Raw genomic sequence first — 25,003 nt, 5'->3', positions numbered from 1 at the left:
ATGACCGCCACGCTGACCGACCGCTACATCACCGCGACCGTCCGCAGGCTGCCTCAGCAGCTGCAGGCCGAGGTGCGGGACGAGCTGCAGACCTCGATCGCCGATGCCGTCGACGCCCGCGCCGAACAGGGCGAGCCCCTGGAGCAGGCCGAGCGCGCCGTGCTGACCGACCTGGGCGATCCGGCCGCGCTCGCCGCGGGCTATGCGGACCGGCCGCTGCACCTGATCGGACCGAAGTACTACCTGTTCTGGTGGCGCGTGCTCACGCTGCTGCTCGCGACCGTGCCGGCCTGCGCCTTCGTCGGGGTGGCGATCGGCAAGGCCGTGGCCGGTGAGGGCATCGGACCGATGATCGGGGAGGGCATCGCGACGGCGCTCTCAGCGATCGTGCACGTGTCGTTCTGGACGACGCTCGTGTTCGTCATCCTCGAGCGCACCGGCTCCGAATCGACCTCGAAATGGGACGTGGATCAGCTGCCGCAGGAACCGGGGCGGGGTGCGGGTCGAGGTGATCTGATCGGCTCGCTCGTGATGCTCGCGATCTTCGCGGCGGCGCTCCTGTGGGATCACTTCCGCGGCGTCACCGTCGTCGACGGCGAGGCGATCAGCGTGATCGACCATGCGCTGTGGCCGTGGTGGATGGGTGCGGTGCTGGTGCTGATGCTCGCGGAGGCGGCGATCGCGATCGCGGTCTACGCGCGCGGCAGCTGGTCGACCGGGCTCGCGGTGTTCAACACCGCCGTCGCCCTGTGCACGGCGAGTCTGTTCCTCACGCTGCTGGGGCGCGGGATGCTGTTCGCCCCCGAGTTCGTGCACGCGGTGTTCACCCGCAACGGCGTGGACTCGGGCGCCCTGGCCGTGCTGGCCGTGCTCGCCGGTGTCGCCGTCGCGGGCATCGCCGTGTGGGACATCATCGACGGGTGGATGAAGGCCCGGCGCACGGCGATCACCGCCTGACGCGCGGCATTCCCAGAGGTCGCGTCCCGGAAGCTCTCCGGGACGCGACCCGCGTCTGTCAGACCGACATCAGCCCTGGGCGATGGAGGCGATCGTGACCGGCTTCTTCGGCGCTCCGTCGGGGCCGCCGTCCTCGGTGCCTGCGGAGGCGATGTCGGCCACGATCTTGGTGCTCGCCTCGTCGAGATGGCCGAACACCGTGTACTTGGCCGGCAGCGGCGTGTCGGCGTAGACGATGAAGAACTGCGAGCCGTTCGTGTTCGGGCCGGCGTTCGCCATGGCCAGGGTGCCGGCCGGGTACGTCTCGGTGCCCTTCAGCTCGTCGGGGAAGGCGTATCCGGGGCCGCCGGCGCCGGTGCCCGTCGGGTCTCCGCACTGCAGCACGAAGATGCCCTGGGTGGTGAGTCGGTGGCACTTCGTGCCGTCGTAGAAGCCCTGCGCGGCCAGAGACAGGAAGCTGTTCACCGTGCAGGGTGCGGACTTCCCGTCCAGGGTGATCGCCAGGTCGCCGGCGCTGGTCTTGACTGTCACGGGCGCTTCGCCGGTGGCCGTCGGATCGGCCGGGGGAGGCGTGACGTCCTTGGCCGCCGAGCCGTCCGGCGCATAGGTGCAGGCGCCGGATGCCTGCGTCTGGGACGCACTCGGCTGTCCGGAGGACTGCGGTGCGGCGCCAGGAGCCGAGGCGCACCCGGCGAGGGCGAACGCCGCCGCGGCGCTCAGCGCCAGCAGTGCGAGGCGGACACGGGACGGGTTCTTCACGGGAGTGCGCACCCGAAGATCGTACGCGACGAGGTTCGGCATCCTTCGTGCCGGAATAGGCTGGATGCCGTGACCGACGACTTCGTCTCCGACATCTTCGACCCGGCGGAATGGGTGCTCGCACCGGGCGCCGCGGACTACACCGACATCACCGCGCACGTCTCGCGCGACGGCGGGGTCGCCCGCATCGCCTTCGACCGGCCTGAGGTGCGCAACGCCTTCCGCCCGCACACGGTGGACGAGCTGTACCGCGCGCTCGACATCGCCCGGCAGGACCCGCGCATCGGCGCCGTGCTGCTCACCGGGAACGGGCCGAGCCCGAAGGACGGAGGGTGGGCGTTCTGCTCGGGCGGAGACCAGCGCATTCGCGGCCGCGACGGCTACAAGTACAGCGAGTCCGACACCGCCGTGCAGGATCCGGCGCGCGCCGGTCGGCTGCACATCCTCGAGGTGCAGAGGCTGATCCGCTTCATGCCCAAGGTCGTCATCGCCGTCGTCCCCGGCTGGGCTGCCGGCGGCGGCCACTCGCTGCACGTCGTGTGCGACCTGACCATCGCCTCCGCCGAGCACGGCCGGTTCAAGCAGACGGATGCCGACGTCGGCAGCTTCGATGCCGGCTACGGCTCCGCGTACATGGCGCGCCAGACCGGCCAGAAGATCGCCCGCGAGGTGTTCTTCCTCGCCGAGGAGTACTCCGCGCAGCGCGCCTACGAGATGGGGGCCGTCAACCGGGTCGTGCCGCACGCCGACCTCGAGCGCGAGGCGCTCGCGATGGCGCGGACGATCCTGACCAAGTCGCCCACGGCGATCCGGATGCTGAAGTTCGCCTTCAACGCCGTGGATGACGGCATGGTCGGTCAGCAGGTGTTCGCCGGCGAGGCCACCCGCCTGGCCTACGGCACCGATGAGGCCGTCGAGGGCCGTGACGCGTTCCTGCAGAAGCGCGACCCGGACTGGTCGCCCTTCCCGTACCACTTCTGACGATGTCGGCCACGTCCGGGGAGGCGAAGTCGCGATGAGGCTGCATCCGATCGACGGCGGCGACGCGCGCGCGGTGCTCGAAGCGCTGCCGGCGGCACTCGACGGCGTCCGGCCGCTCGCGCTCGGCTTCACCCCGGCATCCGCTGACGAGGTTCCGGACGGGACCGCCGCCGTGATCGCCACCTCGGGTTCCAGCGGCATCCCCAAGCGCGTGATCCTCAGCGCAGCCGCGCTGCAGGCGAGCGGCACGGCGACAGCCGAGCGGATCGGCTCCGGACGATGGACGCTCGCACTCCCGGCCGGATACGTCGCGGGTCTGCAGGTGCTGGCGCGCTCCCTTCTCGCGGGCACCGATCCGATCCTCCTCGACGGCAAGCTGACCCCGGATGCCCTGATCGAGACGGCCGACCGGGGGAGCCGGTACATCTCCATCGTCCCCGCTCAGCTGGCGACGCTGGTCGACGCGGCCGACGATCCGCGAGTGCTCGCCGCCCTGCGCGCCCACGAGGCGATCCTGGTCGGCGGGCAGGCGCTGTCCGACGTCATCCGGATGCGCGCCGCCGAGCTGCGGATCCCGTACGTGCACACGTACGGATCGAGCGAGACCAGCGGCGGCTGCGTCTACGACGGCATCCCACTGGGTGGCGTCTCCGTGCGGCTGATCGACGACGAGCTGCGGCTCAGCGGGCCCATGCTCGCCGACGGCTACCTGGGCGATCCCGCCCTCACGGCGCGCGTGTTCGAAGCCGACGAGCACGGCACCCGCTGGTACCGCACGGGTGACCGCGGCGTCATCCTCGACGGCGAGGTCGAGGTGCACGGTCGCCTCGACAACGTGATCGTCTCCGGCGGCATCAACATCTCCCTCGACCGGGTGGAGCAGGTCGTGCGCAGCGTGCCGGGGCTGGAGCAGGCGGTCGTGCTCGGGATGCCTGATGAGCGCTGGGGGGAGTCGTCGATCATCTTCGCCGACGGGGGCGCCGGCGACGGAGGACGGATGCTGGATGAGGCGCGTGCGCGCGTCGCCGAGAAGATCGGCCGGCATGCCCGCCCGGTTTCGCTGCAGAGCGGGGAGATCCCGCTCCTGGCATCCGGCAAGCCCGATCGCGAGCTGCTGCGGCGGATGATCCACGATGTCCCGCCCCGGGACTGAGCGTTCGCGCGCTGCCTCGGTGAAACGCGGTGCGACGCGTTCCCGTGCGGCGCCTAGGCTGACCGGCATGGCCGTCTACACCCACGGGCACCACGACTCGGTGCTGCGCTCGCACAACACCCGCACCGTCGCGAACTCCGCGGCCTACCTCGAGCCGCTCCTGAGCGCAGACGCGCACCTGCTCGACGTCGGGGCGGGCCCCGGCACCATCACCGTCGACTTCGCGAGCCGCGTGGGTCGTGTCACCGCCACCGAGATCAACGCCGACGCGCTCAGCCTGTCCCAGACGCTCGCGGCCGAACGCGGCGCGACGAACATCGACTTCTCGGTCGAGGACGTGCATGCGCTGAGCTTCGCCGACGGCAGCTTCGACATCGTCCATGCGCACCAGGTGCTGCAGCACGTCGGCGATCCGGTGCAGGCGCTGCGCGAGATGCGACGGGTCACCAGGCCCGGTGGCACGGTCGCGGTGCGTGACGCCGACTACGCCGGCTTCATCTGGTTTCCGCTGCTGCCCGAGCTCGACGAGTGGCTGCGGCTGTACCGCGAGGCCGCGCGGGCCAACGGCGGCGAGCCCGATGCCGGACGTCGCCTGCTCGCCTGGGCGCGCGCCGCCGGGTTCACCGACATCACGGCCACGGCATCCACCTGGTGCTACGCCACCCCCACGGAGCGCGAGTGGTGGGGAGGGATGTGGGCGGACCGCATCCTGGAGTCCGCCCTCGCCCGCCAGCTCACCGCATCCGGGATGGCGACGGATGCCGATCTGCGGCGCATCAGCGACGCCTGGCGTGCGTGGGCCGCAGACGGGGACGGCTGGTACCTGGTTCCGCACGGCGAGATCCTCTGCCGGGTCTGAGACGCCAGGCGGACACGACTCCGGAGAAACCTGCTGCTGGACGTATCGGTAGGCCGAAATCCCGCCCCCGCCCCTCGGATCTCCGGAGTTGTGGCGCACTGCCCGCGGATACATCTCCAGGCGGATGCCCGCCGCGCACGTGTCCCGTAGCGTGAGAGTGTGATCCGCCCCGTCTCCCGCACCTGGCTCATCGTCGACGTCGTCGGCAGCGCGCTGGGGCTGCTGATCACCCTGCCGCTCTCGTTCCTGTTCAGCGCCGGCCCGCTCAGCCCGTGGGTGCAGCCCGAGTGGCTGTCGGCGAGCGTGCTGGTGATCGTCGCCGTCGCGATGTGGGGTGCGGCGGCCATCTCGCGGCTCTCACCGCCGCTCGCGCTCGCCATCGCCTGGGCCGCGGCCGTCATCCAGATGGCCGCGGGTCTCCCACCGGTCGCGTTCGACATCGCGGTCTTCCCCGTGCTCTTCGCCACCGGTGCCTGGGGCACTCGTCGCCTGCTGTGGTGGGGTGGGGCGTCGGCCGTCGGCGGCGGAGTGGTCGCCGGGCTCTACATCGCGCTGCTGCAGCTGTCGTCGGTCATCACGTCCGATGGGCTGCTGAACGCCGCCGCACGTGTGTCGATGATCGCCGTGCTCGCGGCGACGAGCATCGGCTTCGCGCTCGTGATCGCGTGGGGCTCCGGCCTGCTGTGGCGCTCGGTCGCCAGCGGCCGGCAGACGCGCCTGGCGCAGCTGCAGGCCGAGGCATCCGCCGCCGAGGAGGCGGAGCGGGTGCGCATCGCGCGAGACATGCACGACATCGTCGCGCACTCCCTGGCTGTCGTGATCGCCCAGGCCGACGGTGCCCGGTACGCGGCGGTCGCGAAACCCGAGCTGGCGCAGGAGGCGATGGTCACGATCGCGCAGACCGCTCGCGCCGCGCTGTCGGACGTGCGGATGCTGCTCACCCAGCTGCGGCACCGGCAGGGCGACGGCCCGCAGCCGACCCTCGCCGATCTGGAGACCCTGTTCGCGCAGGTGCGTCAGGCGGGCATCGAGCCCCGCGTCACGGTGGATCCGATGCCGCCGGGGGAGCCGCCGGGAAGCATCCAGCTCGCGGTCTACCGCATCCTGCAGGAGGCGCTCACGAACGCCCTTCGGCACGGCGAGGGCGATGTGGACGTGCGGCTGTCGTGGTGGGCCGACCGTGTGGACGTGGAGGTGCGCAACCGTGTCGCGACCGCGCCCTCCGGGCCGACCGGTGGACACGGGCTGGTCGGGATGCGCGAGCGCGCGCAGCTGGTCGGCGGAACGCTGAACGCGCAGCGCGAGGGCGGGTTCTTCGTCGTCCGAGCGACGCTCCCGATCGGTGCGTAGGCGTCGGCGGCACCGCGACCGCGCGGTAATCCTGGACGTCGCGGTCACCGCGACCCGCCAAGATGGATGCCGGGGTTCGTTCCCCGGCCAGGAGGGGTCATCATGATCAAGGTCGTGCTCGTCGACGACCAGGCGCTGTTCCGCGCGGGGGTGCGGATGCTCGTCGGCTCGCAGCCCGACATGGACGTCGTGGGGGAGGCCGGCGACGGCCGCGAGGCGCTCGACGTCGTCGCGCGCACCCGGCCCGACGTCGTGCTGATGGACATCCGGATGCCTGTGATGGACGGCCTCACGGCCACGGCCGAGCTGCTGAAGCAGCCGAACGCTCCTCGCATCGTCATGCTCACCACGTTCGACCTCGACGAGGCCGCCGCCCGCGCCATCCAGCAGGGCGCCAGCGGGTTCCTGCTCAAGGACGCCGACCCCGAGTTCCTGCTGGCCGCCATCCGCACGGTGGAGTCCGGATCGAGCGTGATCGCGGCATCCGCCACCCGCGAGCTGTTCGCGCACTTCACCTCCGAGACGAAGCCGGTGCCGCCGAGCTACGCCGACCTCACCGATCGCGAGCGGGAGATCTTCGCTCTCGCGGCGCGGGGGCTGTCGAACTCCGAGATCGCGACGCGCGAGTTCCTCAGCGAGGCGACCGTGAAGACGCACATCAGCCGCATCCTCACCAAGCTCGCTCTGCGCGATCGCGTGCAACTGGTCGTCTTCGCCTTCGAGCACGGCCTGGCCTGAGCGCGGCGTCTCTCAGGGCGCGACGAGCAGTGCGCGAAGGGCTTCTGCGGCGCGTGAGGGCGAGGGGCGCCACGCGATGCCGAGCCGTGAGCGCACATCGGGCGCGTCCACGGGGATGGCCCGGACCTCGTCCCAGCGTCTCCGAGTGGCGTCGCTGACGACCCCCACGCCCAGGCCGCGTGCGGCGAGCCGCTCGATGAACCACGGGGTCGACACCTCCCACCGCGGCTCCAAGCCGGGGCGCAGCTGTGCGAGGGCGGCGCGGTCTCCGGTGCCGCGCGGCAGGGAGATGACGTCGACCATGTCCAGCTCAGCGGGGCGGATGCTGCGCCGCGACGCCCACGGGTGGTCCGGCGCGACCACGGCGACGAGCGGGTCGTCGAAGAGGGTGGCGGTCTCGAGCCCAGCCGGCGGATGCTGCGCCCAGGCGACCACGGCGATGTCCAGCTCACCGTGGCGCAGCGCGGAGACGAGGTCTTCCGACGTGTCCTCGTGCAGTCGGACCTCCAGCCCGGGATGCGCCCTGTGCAGCTCCCCGAGCGCGTCGAACAGCCGCGGCCAGGTCAGCCCCGACACGGTTCCGACGCGCAGCGATCCCAGGAGCAGTCCGCGCAGGTCCGCGGCGGTCGTGCGGATCTCGCCGAGGGCGCGGAGCGACGCGCGGATCGCCGGCAGCATCCGCTCGCCGTCGGCGGTGAGAACCACGCGGCGGCCGCTGCGATCGAACAGCGCGACACCGAGCTCCCGCTCGAGCTTCTGCACCTGCGTGCTCACACCCGACTGGCTGACATTGACCGCCTCGGCGGCCGCGGTGAACGAGCCGATCTCGGCGACGGCGACGGCGTAGCGCAATTGATGGATCTCCATATTCAGAACAGATGATAGCGATCTGAATCAGCTGTTGGACAGATGATCTGTCTCGCGTGAGGCTGGATGCATGACCACGACAGATCAGCCCGTACCCGTTCTCGTCCGCCTCGACATCGACACCGTCGCCCCGCACTTCTCGAAGGCCCTCGCGCATCTCGACAACGCGATGGTGCGAGAACTGGACGCCGTCGGCTTCGACACCCGACTCCGCGAACTGGTGCGTCTGCGTGCCTCGCAGCTGAACGGATGCAGCTACTGCGTCGACCTGCACACCGGCGACGCGCAGAAGGCCGGCGACACCCTCGCCAGGATCGCCGCGGTGGCGGTGTGGCGCGAGTCGTCGCTCTTCACCGCACGCGAGCGCGCGGCGTTCACGCTGACCGAGAGCATCACCCGGGCATCCGAGACCCATGTGCCCGACGCCGACTGGGCCGCTGCGGCGCTGGTCTTCTCGCCGGAGGAGCTGGGCGCACTCGTCTCGCTGATCGTGACGATCAACGCCTGGAACCTCGTCGGCGTCTCGACGCACGCCTGGGTCTGAGACTCGCCGGCCGCGGGGATCATCCTCCAGATGTACGAGGGATGCTCCCCGCGGGCGATGCGGCGCCGTGGAGGCCGCGAATAGCGTCGATGACATGGAGATCACGACTTCGGACCTCGGCCTCGCCGCACGCGTCCAGCACCTCACCAAGTCCTACGGCGCAGGGGCCGCCGGAGTGCGCGCCCTCGACGACATCAGCGTGGGCATCCGCCGCGGCCAGTTCACGGCCATCATGGGTCCGTCCGGATCCGGCAAGTCCACGCTCATGCACATCATGGCGGGTCTGGACGCACCGACCGAGGGGCGTGCGTGGATCGGTGACACCGAGATCACGGGCCTGAACGACCTCGAGCTGACCATCCTGCGCCGTCGCCGCGTGGGCTTCATCTTCCAGGCGTTCAACCTCGTCCCCACCCTCGATGCACTCGGCAACATCCTGCTGCCGTTCGAGCTCGACGGCCGCCGGCCCTCCGTCATCGAGAAGACCCGCATCGACGGCCTGGTGGAGCGCCTGGGCCTGGCCTCCCGCCTGAACCACCGCCCGCACGAGCTGTCCGGCGGTCAGCAGCAGCGCGTCGCGATCGCCCGTGCGCTCGCCACCGCGCCCGACCTCGTCTTCGCCGACGAGCCGACCGGAAACCTCGACTCCCGCAGCGGGCGCGAGGTGCTGCAGCTGCTGGCGTCCGCGAGCCGCGAGCACGGTCAGTCCATCGCCATGGTCACGCATGACGCGATCGCCGCGAGCCACGCCGACCGTGTGCTGTTCCTCGGCGACGGCCGCATCACCGCCGATCACCCGCAGCAGAGCGCCGAGCAGATCGCGGCGTACATGCTCGCGGCCGAGGTGGCGGCATGACCGCCGTCGCCTCGGACACCGCCATCGGCACGGTCGTGCCGGAGACGGCGGCGACCCGCCCGCGGCTGGCGTGGCTGCGCGAGCGCGGCATGGGTGCGAGCGTGCTCGTCGCGGCGCTCGCCGCCGCTTTCGGCGTGTTCCTCGTCGAGGTCACCGCCTACATCGGCGCCGTGCTGCAGGCCGACCCGTTCATCGGCGACAGCGAGACCCTCGCGATCGTCGTGATCATCCTGTCGGTGCTGCTGACCGGGGTCGCGATGTACGTCGCCGCCGTTGTCACCGCGAACACCTTCTCCACGATCATCGCCGGGCGCACGCGCCGCATCGCGCTGATGCGGCTGATCGGGGCATCCGCCCGGTCGCAGCGCGCCGAGGTGACCGGTCAGGGTCTCGTCGTGGGACTGATCGGCGCCGCGATCGGGCTGGTCGTCGGTCTGGCCCTGTCCGGCGTCGGGATGCTGATCGGTCAGAGCCTGATGCCGAGCGTTCCGGAGAGCGTCACGCTCGTGCAGCCCGGTATCGCGCTGCCGGTGATCGGCGTCGCGCTCACGACCTGGCTCGCCGCGTACATCGGCTCGCGCCGGGTGCTGACGGTCACCCCTCTGCAGGCACTGGGCGGTTCCGTCGAGCGCACGCATGACGAGGTCGCCGGCCGTCGCGGCAAGCACGTCGGCGCGCTCGTGCTGCTGCTGATCGGCGCGGCCCTGCTGGCTGCCGGCGTCGTGATCGGCCTGATCACCCCGCTGGGCGTGGTGGTCGCGTTCTTCGGCGGCGTCTTCTCGTTCACCGGCATCGTGACCGGCGCGGCCCTGTTCATGCCGCCCGTGCTGCGGCTGGTCGGACGCCTGTTCGGCAGGGGCGCCACCGCGCGCCTGGCCGCGGAGAACGCCCTGCGCTATCCGGAGCGGTCCAGCCGGATGGCGATCGGCGTGGTGATGGGCGTCGCCCTCGTGACCATGTTCGCCGTCGCACTGGAGTCGTCGAAGGCGCTCATGATGCGGCAGACGGACGACGTGCCCTCCGACTTCTTCGCGCCGATGGACGCCTTCGCGAACATCATGATGGTGCTCGTGGCGGTGTCGGCCGTGATCGCCGCCGTGGGCCTGGTGAACCTGCTCACGATCGGCGTCGTGCAGCGCCGCCGCGAGCTGGGCCTGCTGCGCGCGATCGGGCTGACTGGTGCACAGGTGCGGCGGATGGTGCTGCTGGAGGCCGTGCACATCACGGTCGCGGCGACTCTGACCGGGCTCGTCCTCGGCGTCGTGTACGGCTGGATCGCCGCGCAGTCGCTGCTGGGCGCGGTGCCCGTGCTGCCGAGCTTCGAGCCCGCCGGGTTCGTGTACCCGGCTGTGCCGTGGATGCCCGTCGCCGCGATCGTCGTCGCCACCGCCCTGCTCACCGTGATCGCCGCGGTGACGCCCACTCGCCTGGCGACCCGGGTCGCTCCCGTCGAAGCACTCGCCGCCGACTGAGTGGGGCGGGATCCGGCCGTGCCGAGCCACCACGCAATCGCCGAGCCACCTCGCGGATCACTGTGATCTGCGTGGTGGCTCGGCATCATCGAGCAGTCGGCCGGCGCCCACCGGCACAGCGTGGATCAGAAGTGCATCCGCGCCCGCAGCGTGGATCAGAAACGCATCTCCGGAGGCGACCGGGGATGCGTTTCTGATCCGGGCCGAAGCGTCGGCGGGTGCTGGGTCGGCGGGCGGGAACGGGCGACGGGTGGCGGCATCCTGGGCAATAGGCTGGAGAGATGCCGTCGCCGTTCGATCAGTCGCATTACCAGGTCCGCGTCGAGTGGGGTGCGGAGGGGCTGGCCCGGCTGGCCCCGGCCGACATCGTCGTGGTCGTCGACGTGCTGCGGTTCTCGTCGACGCTGGCGAACCTCGTCGCCGAGGGGCGTTCCGTCGAGCTGGCGGATGCCCGGATCTGGTCGTCCAACGGCGCCGACGTGGCGACCGCGGCGGCTGAGACAGGGGCGATCGTGCTGGTCGGCGGCATCCGAAACGCCGCGGCGACCGCCCGTGCCGTCATGACTCTGCAGGAGCGCCGCGCTGCACGCACGTCGGTGACCGTGATCGCCGCGGGGGAGAGGACCCCCACCGGCGACCTGCGCTTCGCCGTCGAGGACCAGCTCGGTGCGGGGGCCGTGATCGCCGCGCTGACCGACCTCGGCATCGATCACTCCTCGCCCGATGCGGCTGTTGCCGCCGAGTCGTTCCGCGCCCTGCGCCGGGCTCTGCGGCACCTGCTCAGCGCCAGTGGGTCGGGACGCGAGCTGGTGGACGGAGTGGCCTCGACCGCGCGGATGGTCGAGGCGGGCATCCGCCCCGCGACCACGGAGGAGGCGGCTGAGCCGGATGCCGTGGACGCCGTCCCCGTGCTGCGCGACGGCTCCTTCGAGCGCTTCGTCTGAGGGCGTTCCCGTGTTTGCCGGCGTGCGCCGCGCGCCGCGCCGGGCCGCCGGCGGATGCGCATAGGGTTCTTGCATGAGGTACCTTCCCGCCTTCGTGCTCGACGCCGTGCTGGTGCTGATCTTCGCCGTCATCGGGCGCGCGTCGCACGGTGAGGACCCGATCGGGTTCCTCATCACCGCGTGGCCGTTCCTCGTCGCCCTGGTCGTCGGGCACTTGCTCGCGATGCTCGTGCCGGCACGCCCGCGCCGCCCCTGGTCGCTGGGCTGGGGAGTGGTCGCCTGGATCGTGACGGTCGCCGGCGGGATGCTGCTGCGCATCGCCACAGGCGACACCGCCCAGGCGCCGTTCATCATCGTGGCGACCGTGGTCCTGGGTGTCTTCCTGCTCGGCTGGCGCCTGATCGCGCTGCTCGTGCGCCGCTACCGCGGCCCGCGCGAGCAGGCCTGACCCCCGCACACACGCCGCTCCGCCGCCGTGCGCCTCGCGCGGGCTGTGCGCGTGCAGCGGATGGAATCCCGGATGCTCTCCGCGCGAAGTGGACTTTTCCGCGCGAGGCGCACGGATGCTGAGGGCGTGCGTTTCCTGCGGGTTTGTGCAGTTCCCGCGGATGGATTCCGGGGTTCTCTCCGCGCGAAGCGCACATTTCCGCGTGAGGCGCGCGTCGAACGGAGCAGAGTTCGGGCGCGGACGCTGCCGGATCGATCGGTCAGCGGGGGAGCTGGGCGGCGCGGCGGTCGGCGGCCGTGATCTCGCGGCGGGTCCACGCGAACAGGTAGCGGTTGTCGAAGCTGCGTGAGCATCGCGCGCAGGACGTCTCGCGAGCGGGGCGGCGATGCCGGTAGGTGACGTGTCCGACGGGGCAGGTGCCCACCCAGGGGGCGAGCTCGGTGGCCGTCTCGCCGTGGTGGGTGGTGCCGCCCACATAGCCGAGGTCCCGCGCGACGCGCTTCCACTCCGGCCCGTGCGCGGCGGTGTGCCCGGCGACGGCGTGCGCGACCTCGTGCAGCAGCGTCTGATGGATCTCGTCATCCTCGAACCGGGCGGCCAGGTAGCGGGACACGGTGATGCGCTTGCGCCGGTAGTCGCACAGCCCCGCGCGTCGCTTGGCGTGGTCGAAGTCGAAGCTCCACGTGTCGTCGAGGTGCATGTCGATCAGCGCCTGTGCCCAGACTCGCACGCGGTTCAGATCGGCCATGAGATCAGAGTAAAGCCGTCGGCCGACATCGGGCTCCGCTTCGACGGGCTCAGCGAGCCGGGGCGGACCGGGCTCAGGATCCTGTCCTCAGACCAGTGCGTCGGCGCCCTCGGCGCTGCGGCGCTCTGCGGCCTCGATGGCGCGCAGCGCCTGCTCCAGCTCGGCGTCATCGGCGCCGGCCTCGCGACGCAGGAACAGGGAGCGCTTGAAGCTGTCGCGGGCCTGTTCGAAGTCGCGTGCCTCGTAGGCGTTCTTCCCGTGGTGCTGATGAGCGAAGGCCGCGATGCCGATCCAGCCCTGGCCCTCCGCCTCACTCGCGCTGTGGGCGAGCTCCAGCGCGGCTGCGGCATGTGCACCGCGATGCTGCAGCACGGTGGCGTGCAGCACGCGCGCCCGAAGCAGGTCCTTGCGGGTGCCGGCCATCCGCGCCTGGCGCACGGTCTCCTCGGCGGTCTCGAGGGCCTCGTCGAGGCGATCGAGCACCTTGAGCAGCCACACGCGCTCGAGCAGCACCGGCAGGCTGCGCTGGTTCTCGATCTCGGCGAGCCGCATCAGGCACTCGCGCTCGCTGACGATCTCACGAAGGGTGTCGGGGTCGTAACCCTGGATCAAATTCACGACTGCTGGCTCCTCTCCGCGCAGCATCCAGTCTGCATCGCCGACCTGGGAACGGGGCGAGGCACGCCCTGCGAGGAGCGGACCGGAACAGGATGTCAGCGCAGGAAGAGGCTCGAGTCCGGACGCGGAGAGGCCACGGCATCCGCATCCGTCGCGATCGACGCGCCGCGGGCGAACGCCGCGACCTCCTCGCCCTGCGCGATCTTGGCGGGGTGGGGGCCGGCCGCCAGCATCCGCGGCAGCCAGTCGGTGGGCAGGGGCAGAGCGGATGCCGCGAGCACGAGGTTCCCGAACCGGCGGCCCTTGAGCACCTGCGTGTCGGCGAGCAGCGCCACCTCGGGGAACACCGTCGCGGCGGTGGCGACCTGCCGCCGGGCGAAGGCGAGGCCGGGTCCGTCGGCGACGTTCACGAGCAGCACACCGCCGGGCGCCAGAAGCTCGGCGATCTCGCGGTAGAACTCCACGCTGGTGAGATGCGCGGGGGTCTGCGCGCCCGAGAACACATCCGACACCACCAGATCGCACTGTCCGTGCAGTGCGGGAGGGAGCCGCTTCAGCCCCTCGCGGGCGTCGCCGATGCGGATGCGGACGGCCGCGCCGCGCGGCAGCGGCAGATGCTCGCGCACCAGCGCGACCAGGGGCGCCTCCCACTCGATCACCTGCTGCCGCGAACCCGGTCGGGTCGCGTCGATGTAGCGAGGGATGGTGAGCGCGCCCGCACCCAGGTGCACCACGCTCAGCGGAGCGGATGCCGAAGGTCCGAGCTGATCGATCACGGCGCCCATCCGCACGATGTACTCGAAGTGCAGATGCGTGGGGTCCTCGAGATCGACGTGAGACTGCGGCGTGCCGTCGACGATCAGCTCGAAGCCGCTGGTGAACTCGCTCGGCGCGATCTCGGCGGTGCCGCCGTGGTCCAGCCGCGCACGCGGGTTCTCGGCATCCTTCCCGCGTGCTCGTCCCATGGGAACGAGCCTACCGAGCGCGTCAGTGGCTGCCGGTGCAGGTCTCCTGGTTGAGGTCGATGCCGGTGATCTCGGAGGGGAGCACGGTGGTGTCCGGGGGAGTCGACGACGGAGTCGGGGAGGGGGCTGTCGGGGGCGGAGGCGTGGCAGGTGTCTCGACCGTCGCGCTGCCGCCGTTGCTCGCGGCGCCGGTGATCTGCATGGACCCGCCGTTCCTGATCGCCTCCCACATCGGCTTCGCTGCGCCGGTGTTCTCCACCACGCGCCGAGTCGGCGCATCCGGGTCGTCGAGCGTGGGCAGCTGCAGGAAGAGGAAGTCGTCGTAGCGCACGCCCTTCATGGTCAGTGCGAGCTGCGCCAGGCGGACAGGGTCGGCCAGCTCGTCGCTCGCCTGCACGTTGTCCACGATCGTGCTGGCCAGACGCAGCATCTTGGGGATGTCGGTGAGCGTCTCGCTGCTGAGGATCGTGCGCGCCAGCCGCGACATGTACTGCTGCTGGTTGGAGATGCGAGACAGGTCGCTGTTGTTGCCGATCCCGTGCCGCACCCGGATGAACTGCAGGGCCTCCAACCCCTTGATCGTCCTCGGTCCCGGCGGCCAGTCGATCCCGGTGTACTTCTTGTCGTGCAGGCCCTTCGGTCCGATGCACACCTCGACGCCGCCGATGGCATCCGTGATCTTCATCACGCCGTCGAAGCTGAGCTTCGCGGCGAAGCCGATGTCCATCCCGCTCAGCTCAGACACCGTCTTCGCGACGCAGGACAGCCCGGCGTGGGAGTAGACGGTGTTGATGGGTGCCTTGCGCATTCCGGATGCCGTGCTGCCGTCCTCGCGCCTGCAGTCCGGCACCTTCAGCATCAGGTCGCGGGGGAGCGACACCACGGTCACGTGCCGCGGCGCCGCCGAGACATGCACGAGGAGGTTGATGTCGTTCAGGATGCCGTCCTCACGACGGCAGCGCTCGCCGAGCACCTGCTTCGACACCTCGCCGCACTCGTCCGTGCCGATCAGCAGCATCGAGAACGGACCCTCGAACTCGCCGAGTGACGGCGGCGGCACTGTCGGCGCCGCCTCCAGCTTCACGGCATCCGCGCCCGCACGCTGCGTGAGATCGACCACGACGTACCCGGCGACGGCCACGGCGGAGACGGTCACGACGGCCAGTCCTATACCCAGCAGACGCAGCAGAGTGGCCCACGCCGTCGGCGTGCGATTCGGAGCGTGCTGCGCCATCGGGGTCCGCTTCATGGCATCCGACCCTACCTGTGGCTCCCGACCGCCGACCGAGAGCGCGCTTCGATCCCCACGCCCCACTCCGAACGTCGCTTCGCGCCGTCCGGAGCCTCGGGGGCGCGTGGGCCCGGCTCAGCGACCCATACCGCAGCTTTCAGGATTGGTCAAGGATTCAGCTTGCCATGTCGCCGATTCGTGCCTATAGTAGGTAGTTGCGCTCGCTTCTCCATGCCCTCATATGGTGGTCGGCAATTGTTGAGTTCTCGAGCGTGCACTCCACCGACGTCTAGGAATCGACCAGCCCCTGCCCGGGCTCACGGAGGTTACTCCCTTGGCTGCTGCTCGCAACGCATCCACATCCACCACCAAGAAGAACGGCCGCGGAGTCTCCCGCCTCTCGTTCGCCAAGATCTCCGACACGCTGACGGTTCCCGATCTGCTCGCACTGCAGACGGAGTCGTTCGGCTGGCTCGTCGGGAACGACGACTGGAAGGCCCGGGTCGCAGAGGCCAAGAAGGCCGGCCGCAGCGACGTCCCCGAGGTGTCCGGCCTGGGCGAGATCTTCGAGGAGATCTCGCCGATCGAGGACCTCGGCGAGACCATGCAGCTCTCGTTCACGAACCCCTACCTCGAGCCCGAGAAGTACTCGATCGAGGAGTGCAAGGAGCGCGGCAAGACCTACGCCGCGCCGCTGTACGTCGAGGCCGAGTTCATGAACCACCTCACGGGTGAGATCAAGACCCAGACGGTCTTCATGGGCGACTTCCCCCTGCAGACCGACAAGGGCACGTTCATCATCAACGGCTCCGAGCGCGTCGTCGTCTCGCAGCTCGTCCGCTCGCCGGGTGTCTACTTCGACAAGACCCCCGACAAGACCTCGGACAAGGACATCGTCACCGCGCGCGTCATCCCCAGCCGCGGCGCCTGGCTCGAGTTCGAGATCGACAAGCGCGACCAGGTTGGCGTGCGCGTCGACCGCAAGCGCAAGCAGTCGGTCACGGTCTTCCTGAAGGCCCTCGGCATGACCAGCGAGGAGATCCTCGCCGAGTTCGCCGGGTTCCCCTCCATCGAGGAGACGCTCGCGAAGGACACCATCCTCACCAAGGAGGACGCGCTCCGCGACATCTACCGCAAGCTCCGTCCGGGCGAGCAGGTCGCCGCCGAGGCCGCCCGCGCGCTGCTGGACAACTTCTACTTCAACCCGAAGCGCTACGACCTGGCCAAGGTGGGTCGTTACAAGATCAACCAGAAGCTGGGCCTGGCAGGTTCCCTCACCGACTCGGTGCTGACCGTCGAGGACATCGTCGCGACGATCAAGTACCTGGTGCGCCTGCACCGCGGCGACGAGTCGTTCGAGGGCATCCGCTCGGGCAAGAAGGCCGAGATCCGCATCGCGGTCGACGACATCGACAACTTCGGCAACCGTCGCATCCGCGCGGTGGGCGAGCTGATCCAGAACCAGGTCCGCACCGGTCTGTCCCGCATGGAGCGCGTCGTCCGCGAGCGCATGACCACCCAGGACATCGAGGCGATCACCCCGCAGACCCTGATCAACGTGCGTCCCGTCGTGGCCGCGATCAAGGAGTTCTTCGGCACCTCGCAGCTGTCGCAGTTCATGGACCAGAACAACCCGCTCGCGGGTCTGACCAACAAGCGCCGCCTCTCGGCCCTCGGCCCCGGTGGTCTGAGCCGCGACCGCGCCGGCGTCGAGGTCCGTGACGTCCACCCCTCGCACTACGGCCGCATGTGCCCGATCGAGACCCCTGAAGGCCCGAACATCGGCCTGATCGGTGCGCTCGCCACGTTCGCGCGCATCAACTCCTTCGGTTTCATCGAGACCCCGTACCGCAAGGTCGAGGACGGCCGGGTCACCGACCAGATCGACTACCTCACCGCCGCCGAAGAGGCCGACTTCAACATCGCCCAGGCGAACGCGCCCCTCACGAAAGACGGCCGCTTCACCGAGAGCCACGTGCTGGCCCGCCCCCGCGGCGGATCGGGTGAGGTCGACCTGTTCCTGCCCGAGGAGATCGGCTACATCGACGTCTCGCCGCGCCAGATGGTGTCGGTCGCGACCTCGCTGGTGCCGTTCCTCGAGCACGACGACGCGCAGCGCGCCCTCATGGGTGCCAACATGCAGCGTCAGGCCGTGCCGCTGCTCCGTTCCGACTCGCCGCTCGTCGGCACCGGTATGGAGGGCTACACCGCCATCGACGCCGGTGACGTCGTCACCGCGCTGAAGGCCGGTGTGGTCAGCGAGGTCTCCGCGGACCGCGTCGTCGTCATGCTCGACGAGGGCGGCACGCAGGAGTACCACCTGCGCAAGTTCGACCGCTCGAACCAGGGCACGTCCTACAACCAGCGCGTGATCGTCAACGCCGGTGAGCGCGTCGAGGTCGGCGAGGTCATCGCCGACGGTCCCGCCACCGACAACGGCGAGCTCGCGCTCGGCAAGAACCTGCTCGTCGCGTTCATGCCGTGGGAGGGCCACAACTTCGAGGACGCCATCATCCTGAGCCAGGATCTGGTGAAGGAGGACACCCTCTCGTCGATCCACATCGAGGAGTACGAGGTCGATGCCCGCGACACCAAGCTGGGCAAGGAGGAGATCACCCGTGACCTCCCCAACGTCAGCCCCGAGCTGCTGAAGGACCTCGACGAGCGCGGCATCATCCGCATCGGCGCCGAGGTCCGCCCCGGCGACATCCTGGTCGGCAAGGTCACGCCGAAGGGCGAGACCGAGCTGTCGGCCGAGGAGCGCCTGCTCCGCGCGATCTTCAACGAGAAGAGCCGCGAGGTCCGTGACACCTCCCTGAAGGTGCCGCACGGTGAGCAGGGCACGATCATCGCCGTCAAGGAGTTCAACGCCGAGGAGGGCGACGACGAGCTGGGCTCGGGCGTCAACCGCCGCGTCGTGGTCTACATCGCTCAGAAGCGCAAGATCACCGAGGGCGACAAGCTCGCCGGCCGCCACGGCAACAAGGGTGTCATCGCGAAGATCCTGCCGGTCGAGGACATGCCGTTCCTCTCCGACGGAACGCCGGTCGACGTGGTGCTGAACCCGCTCGGCATCCCGGGTCGAATGAACTTCGGCCAGGTGCTCGAGACCCACCTCGGATGGATCGCCAAGACGGGCTGGAAGGTCGAGGGCAACCCCGAGTGGGCCGTCAAGCTCGCCGACGACGCCCGCGACGTCGCCCCGAACACCAAGGTCGCGACCCCGGTGTTCGACGGTGCCAGCGAGGAGGAGATCGCAGGTCTCCTGGACTCGACTCTCGAGACCCGTGACGGCGTCCGCCTGATCGACCGCTCCGGCAAGACCCAGCTGTTCGACGGCCGCTCCGGCGACCCGTTCCCGGCGCCCGTCTCGGTCGGTTACATGTACATCCTGAAGCTGCACCACCTCGTGGACGACAAGATCCACGCGCGCTCGACGGGCCCGTACTCGATGATCACCCAGCAGCCGCTCGGTGGTAAGGCGCAGTTCGGTGGCCAGCGCTTCGGTGAGATGGAGGTGTGGGCCCTCGAGGCCTACGGTGCCGCGTACGCGCTGCAGGAGCTCCTCACGATCAAGTCCGACGACATCCTCGGCCGCGTCAAGGTGTACGAGGCGATCGTCAAGGGCGAGAACATCCAGGAGCCCGGCATCCCCGAGTCCTTCAAGGTGCTCATGAAGGAGATGCAGTCGCTCTGCCTGAACGTCGAGGTGCTCTCGGCCGACGGCACCGCGGTCAACCTCCGCGACACCGATGACGAGGCCTTCCGCGCGGCGGAGGAGCTCGGCATCAACATCTCCAGCCGTTTCGAAGCCGCATCGATCGACGAGATCTGATCTCGGACCTTCGACAAGCGACAGATTTTTTCTACACAGGAGAACAAGTGCTCGACGCAACAACTTTCGATGAGCTTCGAATCGGCCTCGCGACCGCTGACGACATCCGCGGATGGTCCTACGGCGAGGTCAAGAAGCCCGAGACGATCAACTACCGCACGCTGAAGCCCGAGAAGGACGGCCTCTTCGGCGAGCAGATCTTCGGACCCTCCCGCGACTGGGAGTGCGCCTGCGGCAAGTACAAGCGCGTCCGCTTCAAGGGCATCGTGTGCGAGCGCTGCGGCGTGGAGGTCACCAAGTCCTCCGTCCGCCGTGAGCGCATGGGCCACATCGAGCTCGCCGCGCCCGTGACGCACATCTGGTACTTCAAGGGCGTGCCCTCGCGCCTGGGCTACCTGCTCGACATGGCGCCGAAGGACCTCGAGAAGGTCATCTACTTCGCCGCCTACATGGTGATCTCGGTCGACGAGGATGCTCGTCACCGCGACCTCGCCACGCAGGAGAACAACATCCGCCTTGAGCTGAAGACGCTGGGCGACCGCCGCGATGCCAAGATCGCGGAGCGCATGGCCAAGCTGGAGGAGGAGCTCGCCGCCCTGGAGGCGGAGGGTGCCAAGGCTGACGCCAAGAAGAAGGTCAAGGACGCCGCCGAGAAGGAGATGGCCCTCACCCGCAAGGGTGCCGACGAGGCCATCGCCAAGCTCGAGCGCGTGTGGGAGGACTTCCGCACGCTCGAGGTGGGCGCCCTGCGCCCCGAGGACGACGTGTTCCACGAGCTGCAGGACCGCTTCGGTCAGTACTTCGAGGCCCACATGGGTGCCGAGTCGATCAAGCGCCGCCTGGAGACCTTCGACCTGCAGGGCGAGGCCGAGAACCTGCGTCTGCAGATCTCCGAGGGCAAGGGCCAGCGCAAGATCCGTGCGATCAAGCGCCTGAAGGTCGTCAGCTCCTTCCTGGAGACCGGCATGAGCCCGGCCGCCATGGTGCTGGACGTCGTCCCGGTGATCCCGCCGGAGCTGCGTCCGATGGTGCAGCTGGACGGTGGCCGCTTCGCGACCTCCGACCTGAACGACCTGTACCGTCGCGTGATCAACCGCAACAACCGTCTTCGTCGTCTGATCGACCTCGGCGCCCCCGAGATCATCGTCAACAACGAGAAGCGGATGCTGCAGGAGGCCGTCGACGCGCTGTTCGACAACGGCCGCCGTGGTCGTCCCGTCACCGGTACCGGGAACCGTGCCCTGAAGTCCCTCAGCGACATGCTGAAGGGCAAGCAGGGTCGCTTCCGCCAGAACCTGCTCGGCAAGCGCGTGGACTACTCGGGCCGTTCGGTCATCATCGTCGGTCCGCAGCTCAAGCTGCACCAGTGCGGTCTGCCCAAGCAGATGGCGCTGGAGCTGTTCAAGCCGTTCGTGATCAAGCGCCTGATCGACCTCGGTCACTCGCAGAACATCAAGGCCGCCAAGCGTGCCGTCGAGCGCACCCGTCCCGAGGTGTGGGACGTGCTCGAGGAGATCATCCGCGAGCGTCCGGTGCTGCTGAACCGCGCCCCCACCCTGCACCGCCTGGGCATCCAGGCCTTCGAGCCGCAGCTCGTCGAGGGCAAGGCCATCCAGCTGCACCCGCTGGTGTGCGCGGCGTTCAACGCCGACTTCGACGGTGACCAGATGGCAGTTCACCTGCCGCTGTCGGTCGAGGCCCAGGCCGAGGCCCGCGTGCTGATGCTCGCCTCGAACAACATCCTCAAGCCGTCGGACGGCCGTCCGGTCACCCTGCCCTCGCAGGACATGATCATCGGTCTGCACCACCTGACCACGGTCAAGGAGGGCGCTGCCGGTGAGGGTCGTGCGTTCGGCTCGGTGGGCGAGGCGATCCTCGCCAACGACGAGGGCACCCTCGACCTGCAGGCGAAGGTCCGCATCCGCATCCCGGGTCTGACCTTCCTCGAGGGCGAAGCCCCCGAGGGCTACGAGCGCCACGGCCTCGTGGACGCCTCGCTCGGCCAGGCGATCTTCAACGACGCTCTGCCGAAGGGCTACCCGTTCGTGCGCGGCGTCGCCGACAAGGGCAAGCTGTCGCAGATCGTCAACAAGCTCGCCGAGGAGTACCCCAAGGTCGAGACCGCCGCGTCGCTGGACCGCATCAAGGATGCCGGTTTCCACTGGGCGACCCGTTCCGGTGTGACCGTCGCGCTCAGTGACGTCGTCACCCCGCCGAACAAGGGTGAGATCGTCGCGGGCTACGAGAAGCAGGCCGAGAAGGTCCAGGGTCAGTACGACCGTGGTCTGATCACGGATGCTGAGCGTCGTCGCGAGCTGATCCAGATCTGGACGTCGGCGACCGACGAGGTCCAGGCCGCCATGATGGAGAACTTCCCGGAGGACAACACCATCAACCGCATGGTGACCTCGGGCGCCCGTGGTAACTGGCTGCAGATCCGTAACATCGCCGGTATGCGCGGTCTGGTGAACAACCCGAAGGGTGAGCTCATCCCGCGTCCGATCATCTCCTCGTACCGCGAGGGTCTGTCGGTGGCGGAGTACTTCATCGCGACGCACGGTACCCGTAAGGGTCTGGCTGACACCGCTCTGCGCACCGCCGACTCGGGTTACCTGACCCGTCGTCTGGTGGACGTCTCGCAGGACGTCATCATCCGTGAGGACGACTGCGGCACGTCGAAGGGCCTGGAGCTTCCGATCGCCGTGCGCAACGCCGCCGGTGAGCTGGTCCGCGAGGCCAACGTGGAGAACTCCGTGTTCGCCCGCACCCTGGCATCCGAGGTCGTCAACGCGGCCGGCGAGGTTCTCGCCACCGCCGGTGAGGACGTCGGCGACGTGCTCATCGACAAGCTCGTCGCGGCCGGTGTCGAGACCATCAAGGTCCGCTCCGTGCTGACCTGCGACTCGGCCGTCGGTGTCTGCGCGCAGTGCTACGGCCGCTCGCTGGCCACCGGCAAGACGGTGGACATCGGTGAGGCCGTGGGCATCATCGCGGCCCAGTCGATCGGTGAGCCCGGTACCCAGCTGACGATGCGTACCTTCCACCTGGCATCCGCGGGTGACATCACCCAGGGTCTGCCGCGTGTGCAGGAGCTCTTCGAGGCTCGTACGCCGAAGGGCGCGTCCCCGATCGCCGAGGCCGACGGCCGCATCACGATCGAGGAGAACGAGAAGGCCAAGAAGGTCATCCTCACGCCCGACAACGGTGACGAGGAAGTGGTCTACCCGGTGCTGAAGCGTGCGACGCTTCTCGTCGAGGACGGCCAGCACGTCACGGTCGGTCAGCCCCTGCAGGTCGGCACGCTCGACCCCAAGGAGGTCATGCGTGTCATGGGTGCCCGCGAGGTGCAGAGGTACCTCGTCGGCGGTGTGCAGGGCGTGTACCGCTCGCAGGGCGTGCCGATCCACGACAAGCACATCGAGGTCATCGTGCGCCAGATGCTGCGCAAGGTCACCGTGGTCGACCACGGCGACACCACGCTGCTCCCCGGTGAGATGGTCGACCTGAAGCGCTACCAGCAGATCAACCGCGAGGCCGTGTCCGAGGGCAAGCGCCCCGCGTCCGGTCGCCCGGAGCTGATGGGTATCACCAAGGCGTCCCTCGCGACCGAGTCGTGGCTGTCGGCTGCGTCCTTCCAGGAGACGACCCGCGTGCTCACGCAGGCCGCCATGGAGGGCAAGCGCGACCCGCTGGTCGGTCTCAAGGAGAACGTCATCATCGGTAAGCTCATCCCGGCCGGAACCGGTCTGTCGAAGTACCGTGACATCACGGTCGAGGCGACCGAGGAGGCCAAGAGCGAGCGCTACCCGAACCGGATCTTCGCATCCGACGGTGCGTACGCCGACGGCGACTTCGGCTACGTCGACTTCGACGCGTTCTCGACCGACGACATCACGCCCGGCACCTACAACTGAGTTCTGACGTGATTGAAGGCCCCGGACCCTCTCAGGAGGGCCGGGGCCTTTCGCGTTCCCGGGCGGGCGCTCAGCCCCAGATCGACTTGACTATCGCGGAGGTGTAGCCCTTCGGCGCGAGGTTCGAGTAGCGCGTGTCGATCATCACGTCATCGCGCCAGAACAGGGTGCGGCCGTCCGTAACGGGGTACTTCTCGTTCTGCCAGGTCTTCTCGCAGCGGGTGCCGCCCGAGGGCGTGAAGCAGGAGTACCCCTCGGTGTCCGCGAGGGCGTTGAGCATGTCGAGTGCCTTGCCGCGGGGCATCCGCTCGATCCGGGTCGTGAGACCGGTGGTGTCGGCCTGCGGTGAGCCCCAGATGCACACCAGCGTGCCGTTCTTGAGAGTGCCGCTCTCGCCGAAGGCGGGGTCGTTCACTGGCACGTCCTCGAGCTGCGCGAGCACCTGCTCGGAGAGGATCGCCTTGCAGTCCTTCGGCAGCGCGATGGCTTTCACGGTCGAGGTGGGAGAGGGCGTCGGCTTCGTCGAGGGCTCTTTCGTCGGCTCCGGGGACGAGGAGGCGGATGCCGTTGGCTTCGCGCTGCCGGACGGCGTCGCGTCGTCAGCGGAGGGCGTGCAGGCCGCGAGGATCACGACGCCTGCGAGGATGAGCGCGGCCGCCGCGCCGTCGCGGAGCTTCATGCCCACAGAGTAGGACTGGAGGAAGCCCGGGAGAGCGCGCCGCGCCGTCCGGTGCGCGCGACCGGATGCCGTTCATCCGGCGGATGCAGGGCTGCCTCGCGCGGTAGTCTCGCCACGTGAGCACTGAACACCGTGGGGTCGTCGTCATCGGCGACGCGCTGATCGACGAGATCCGGGACGCTTCGGGCGTCCGCGAGCTGGTCGGCGGTGCCGCCTTGAACGTCGCCGTCGGGCTGCGCCGGCTCGGCGTGCCGGCGACGCTGATCGCGATGGTGGGGGCGGATGCCGCGGGCGACCACATCCGCGAGTACCTCTCGGACCACGACGTGACGCTCATCGAGAGCCCGTCCGCGCACGGCTCGTCGCGCGCGATCGTGCAGCGTGCGGCGAACGGCGAGCCCGAGTACGTGTTCAACGAGGCCGCGCAGCGACGCAGCATCCGCTATTCCGATCCCGCGCGCGATGCGATCGCCGCGGCGGCGCTGGTGGCCGTGAGCTGCTTCCCGTTCGACGTCGAGGCCGAGGTGCGATCGCTGGCGGATGCCGTCGGCGGGGCGCGCCTGGTGATCGACCCGAACCCGCGTGCGGGCATGCTGCACGACCGCGCGGAGTTCGTGCGCGGTTTCGAGACGCTCGCCGCGCGATCCGAGCTCGTGAAGGTGGGAGCCGACGACGCCGCGCTGCTGTACGACGGAGACCTGGACGCTCTGCGTCGGCGGCTGCGCGACCTGGGCGTGCGCGCGGTGCTGGCCACGGCGGGAGCCTACGGCGCGGTTCTGGAGACGGAGGCCGGTGAGCTCACCGCCCCGATCGCCGCGCTGCCCGGTCGTGTCGTCGACACCGTCGGCGCGGGTGATGCCACGCTGGCGGGGGTCGCCGAGGGGCTCGTCGACGGACATCCGTCGTCGGCCGCGGAGTGGCAGGCGCTGCTCGATCGGGCGATGTTGATCGCCGCCGCTACCGTGCGCTCCGAGGGAGGCCTGCTGCGCACGCCCGAGTCGCTGGCCGAGTCGGAGCGCGGCGTCTTCGGCAGCTGACGCCAGGGCGCGGCCGCCACGAGCAGCGGCGCGCGCGGGATCGAGGTT

General features: G+C 69.6%; 21 protein-coding genes. 14 read left to right on the top strand and 7 right to left on the bottom strand.

Going from position 1 to position 25,003, the window contains the following annotated elements; genetic code table 11:
* Entirely contained in the window at positions 1 to 957 is a 957-nt protein-coding gene (locus tag MIAR_RS10125) for a permease prefix domain 1-containing protein (RefSeq protein ID WP_285635003.1), read from the top strand.
* A gap of 69 nt (positions 958 to 1,026) precedes the next feature.
* Here MIAR_RS10125 and MIAR_RS10120 read toward each other — a convergent pair whose 3' ends face one another.
* Entirely contained in the window at positions 1,027 to 1,728 is a 702-nt protein-coding gene (locus MIAR_RS10120) for a peptidylprolyl isomerase (protein ID WP_285635002.1), read from the bottom strand.
* A gap of 57 nt (positions 1,729 to 1,785) precedes the next feature.
* Between MIAR_RS10120 and MIAR_RS10115 the strand changes: the two genes are divergently transcribed.
* The 5 genes from MIAR_RS10115 to MIAR_RS10095 all read left to right on the top strand — a co-directional run bounded on the left by MIAR_RS10115 (position 1,786) and on the right by MIAR_RS10095 (position 6,797).
* Positions 1,786 to 2,697, top strand: a complete 912-nt coding sequence (locus MIAR_RS10115) for a 1,4-dihydroxy-2-naphthoyl-CoA synthase (protein ID WP_285635000.1) — start codon at positions 1,786 to 1,788, stop codon at positions 2,695 to 2,697.
* 34 nt (positions 2,698 to 2,731) lie between these two features.
* Positions 2,732 to 3,850 (top strand): AMP-binding protein, encoded by a 1,119-nt coding sequence (locus MIAR_RS10110; RefSeq protein WP_285634997.1) that lies wholly within the window; start codon positions 2,732 to 2,734, stop codon positions 3,848 to 3,850.
* A gap of 67 nt (positions 3,851 to 3,917) precedes the next feature.
* Positions 3,918 to 4,709, top strand: coding sequence for a class I SAM-dependent methyltransferase (locus MIAR_RS10105; RefSeq protein WP_285634995.1), 792 nt, complete (start codon positions 3,918 to 3,920; stop codon positions 4,707 to 4,709).
* Between the two features lie 159 nt (positions 4,710 to 4,868).
* Entirely contained in the window at positions 4,869 to 6,059 is a 1,191-nt protein-coding gene (locus tag MIAR_RS10100; RefSeq protein ID WP_285634992.1) for a sensor histidine kinase, read from the top strand.
* A 102-nt stretch (positions 6,060 to 6,161) separates the two neighbouring features.
* Positions 6,162 to 6,797 (top strand): response regulator, encoded by a 636-nt coding sequence (locus tag MIAR_RS10095; RefSeq protein WP_285634990.1) that lies wholly within the window; start codon positions 6,162 to 6,164, stop codon positions 6,795 to 6,797.
* A gap of 12 nt (positions 6,798 to 6,809) precedes the next feature.
* Here MIAR_RS10095 and MIAR_RS10090 read toward each other — a convergent pair whose 3' ends face one another.
* Complete coding sequence (locus MIAR_RS10090) at positions 6,810 to 7,664, bottom strand: LysR family transcriptional regulator (protein WP_285634987.1); 855 nt, start codon at positions 7,662 to 7,664, stop codon at positions 6,810 to 6,812.
* Between the two features lie 70 nt (positions 7,665 to 7,734).
* On the opposite strand from MIAR_RS10090, the gene MIAR_RS10085 reads away from it, so the two are divergent.
* The 5 genes from MIAR_RS10085 (at position 7,735) to MIAR_RS10065 (ending at position 11,928) form a co-directional block, all read left to right on the top strand.
* On the top strand, positions 7,735 to 8,208 hold the full coding sequence (locus MIAR_RS10085) for a carboxymuconolactone decarboxylase family protein (protein WP_285634985.1): 474 nt from the start codon (positions 7,735 to 7,737) through the stop codon (positions 8,206 to 8,208).
* 94 nt (positions 8,209 to 8,302) lie between these two features.
* Positions 8,303 to 9,064: an ABC transporter ATP-binding protein gene (locus tag MIAR_RS10080; RefSeq protein WP_285634982.1), complete on the top strand. Its 762-nt coding sequence runs from the start codon at positions 8,303 to 8,305 to the stop codon at positions 9,062 to 9,064.
* Positions 9,061 to 10,536: an ABC transporter permease gene (locus MIAR_RS10075; RefSeq protein WP_285634979.1), complete on the top strand. Its 1,476-nt coding sequence runs from the start codon at positions 9,061 to 9,063 to the stop codon at positions 10,534 to 10,536. The genes MIAR_RS10080 and MIAR_RS10075 overlap by 4 nt, the downstream gene beginning before the upstream one ends.
* Positions 10,537 to 10,817: 281 nt before the next feature.
* Positions 10,818 to 11,480 carry a 2-phosphosulfolactate phosphatase gene (locus MIAR_RS10070; RefSeq protein ID WP_285634975.1) on the top strand — a complete coding sequence of 221 codons (663 nt, stop codon included), beginning with the start codon at positions 10,818 to 10,820 and terminating at the stop codon, positions 11,478 to 11,480.
* A 73-nt stretch (positions 11,481 to 11,553) separates the two neighbouring features.
* Positions 11,554 to 11,928 carry a DUF3054 domain-containing protein gene (locus MIAR_RS10065; RefSeq protein WP_285634971.1) on the top strand — a complete coding sequence of 125 codons (375 nt, stop codon included), beginning with the start codon at positions 11,554 to 11,556 and terminating at the stop codon, positions 11,926 to 11,928.
* A gap of 259 nt (positions 11,929 to 12,187) precedes the next feature.
* Here MIAR_RS10065 and MIAR_RS10060 read toward each other — a convergent pair whose 3' ends face one another.
* The 4 genes from MIAR_RS10060 to MIAR_RS10045 form a co-directional block, all read right to left on the bottom strand.
* Entirely contained in the window at positions 12,188 to 12,676 is a 489-nt protein-coding gene (locus MIAR_RS10060; protein ID WP_285634968.1) for a SprT-like domain-containing protein, read from the bottom strand.
* A gap of 87 nt (positions 12,677 to 12,763) precedes the next feature.
* Positions 12,764 to 13,294 (bottom strand): hypothetical protein, encoded by a 531-nt coding sequence (locus tag MIAR_RS10055; protein ID WP_285634966.1) that lies wholly within the window; start codon positions 13,292 to 13,294, stop codon positions 12,764 to 12,766.
* Positions 13,295 to 13,389: 95 nt separating this feature from the next.
* On the bottom strand, positions 13,390 to 14,259 hold the full coding sequence (locus MIAR_RS10050) for a spermidine synthase (protein WP_285634963.1): 870 nt from the start codon (positions 14,257 to 14,259) through the stop codon (positions 13,390 to 13,392).
* A gap of 22 nt (positions 14,260 to 14,281) precedes the next feature.
* A complete protein-coding gene (locus tag MIAR_RS10045; RefSeq protein ID WP_285634960.1) occupies positions 14,282 to 15,508 on the bottom strand; it encodes an LCP family protein in 1,227 nt (408 codons plus the stop codon).
* A gap of 316 nt (positions 15,509 to 15,824) precedes the next feature.
* Between MIAR_RS10045 and rpoB the strand changes: the two genes are divergently transcribed.
* On the top strand, positions 15,825 to 19,325 hold the full coding sequence (rpoB, locus tag MIAR_RS10040) for a DNA-directed RNA polymerase subunit beta (RefSeq protein WP_285634957.1): 3,501 nt from the start codon (positions 15,825 to 15,827) through the stop codon (positions 19,323 to 19,325).
* Between the two features lie 47 nt (positions 19,326 to 19,372).
* A complete protein-coding gene (gene rpoC, locus MIAR_RS10035) occupies positions 19,373 to 23,239 on the top strand; it encodes a DNA-directed RNA polymerase subunit beta' (RefSeq protein ID WP_285634956.1) in 3,867 nt (1,288 codons plus the stop codon).
* Between the two features lie 70 nt (positions 23,240 to 23,309).
* On the opposite strand, the gene MIAR_RS10030 is transcribed toward rpoC, so the two are convergent.
* Positions 23,310 to 23,918 (bottom strand): hypothetical protein, encoded by a 609-nt coding sequence (locus MIAR_RS10030; protein WP_285634954.1) that lies wholly within the window; start codon positions 23,916 to 23,918, stop codon positions 23,310 to 23,312.
* A 116-nt stretch (positions 23,919 to 24,034) separates the two neighbouring features.
* Between MIAR_RS10030 and MIAR_RS10025 the strand changes: the two genes are divergently transcribed.
* Positions 24,035 to 24,955 carry a carbohydrate kinase family protein gene (locus MIAR_RS10025; protein ID WP_285634948.1) on the top strand — a complete coding sequence of 307 codons (921 nt, stop codon included), beginning with the start codon at positions 24,035 to 24,037 and terminating at the stop codon, positions 24,953 to 24,955.
* Positions 24,956 to 25,003: the final 48 nt, after the last annotated feature.

Source organism: Microbacterium arabinogalactanolyticum (assembly GCF_030268005.1).
Classification (GTDB): domain Bacteria; phylum Actinomycetota; class Actinomycetes; order Actinomycetales; family Microbacteriaceae; genus Microbacterium; species Microbacterium arabinogalactanolyticum.
The sequence above is the reverse complement of the archived record's forward strand: the minus strand, read 5'-3'. Positions and strand labels throughout refer to the sequence as shown.

Excerpts from the sequence above, each read along its gene's own strand:
- MIAR_RS10125 (WP_285635003.1), top strand. The coding sequence starts at position 1 with ATGACCGCCACGCTGACCGACCGCTACATCACCGCGACCGTCCGCAGG.
- MIAR_RS10110 (WP_285634997.1), top strand. The coding sequence starts at position 2,732 with ATGAGGCTGCATCCGATCGACGGCGGCGACGCGCGCGCGGTGCTCGAA.
- MIAR_RS10105 (WP_285634995.1), top strand. The coding sequence starts at position 3,918 with ATGGCCGTCTACACCCACGGGCACCACGACTCGGTGCTGCGCTCGCAC.
- MIAR_RS10095 (WP_285634990.1), top strand. The coding sequence starts at position 6,162 with ATGATCAAGGTCGTGCTCGTCGACGACCAGGCGCTGTTCCGCGCGGGG.
- MIAR_RS10090 (WP_285634987.1), bottom strand. The coding sequence starts at position 7,664 with ATGGAGATCCATCAATTGCGCTACGCCGTCGCCGTCGCCGAGATCGGC.
- MIAR_RS10085 (WP_285634985.1), top strand. The coding sequence starts at position 7,735 with ATGACCACGACAGATCAGCCCGTACCCGTTCTCGTCCGCCTCGACATC.
- MIAR_RS10080 (WP_285634982.1), top strand. The coding sequence starts at position 8,303 with ATGGAGATCACGACTTCGGACCTCGGCCTCGCCGCACGCGTCCAGCAC.
- MIAR_RS10075 (WP_285634979.1), top strand. The coding sequence starts at position 9,061 with ATGACCGCCGTCGCCTCGGACACCGCCATCGGCACGGTCGTGCCGGAG.
- MIAR_RS10070 (WP_285634975.1), top strand. The coding sequence starts at position 10,818 with ATGCCGTCGCCGTTCGATCAGTCGCATTACCAGGTCCGCGTCGAGTGG.
- MIAR_RS10065 (WP_285634971.1), top strand. The coding sequence starts at position 11,554 with ATGAGGTACCTTCCCGCCTTCGTGCTCGACGCCGTGCTGGTGCTGATC.
- MIAR_RS10060 (WP_285634968.1), bottom strand. The coding sequence starts at position 12,676 with ATGGCCGATCTGAACCGCGTGCGAGTCTGGGCACAGGCGCTGATCGAC.
- MIAR_RS10050 (WP_285634963.1), bottom strand. The coding sequence starts at position 14,259 with ATGGGACGAGCACGCGGGAAGGATGCCGAGAACCCGCGTGCGCGGCTG.
- MIAR_RS10045 (WP_285634960.1), bottom strand. The coding sequence starts at position 15,508 with ATGAAGCGGACCCCGATGGCGCAGCACGCTCCGAATCGCACGCCGACG.
- MIAR_RS10030 (WP_285634954.1), bottom strand. The coding sequence starts at position 23,918 with ATGAAGCTCCGCGACGGCGCGGCGGCCGCGCTCATCCTCGCAGGCGTC.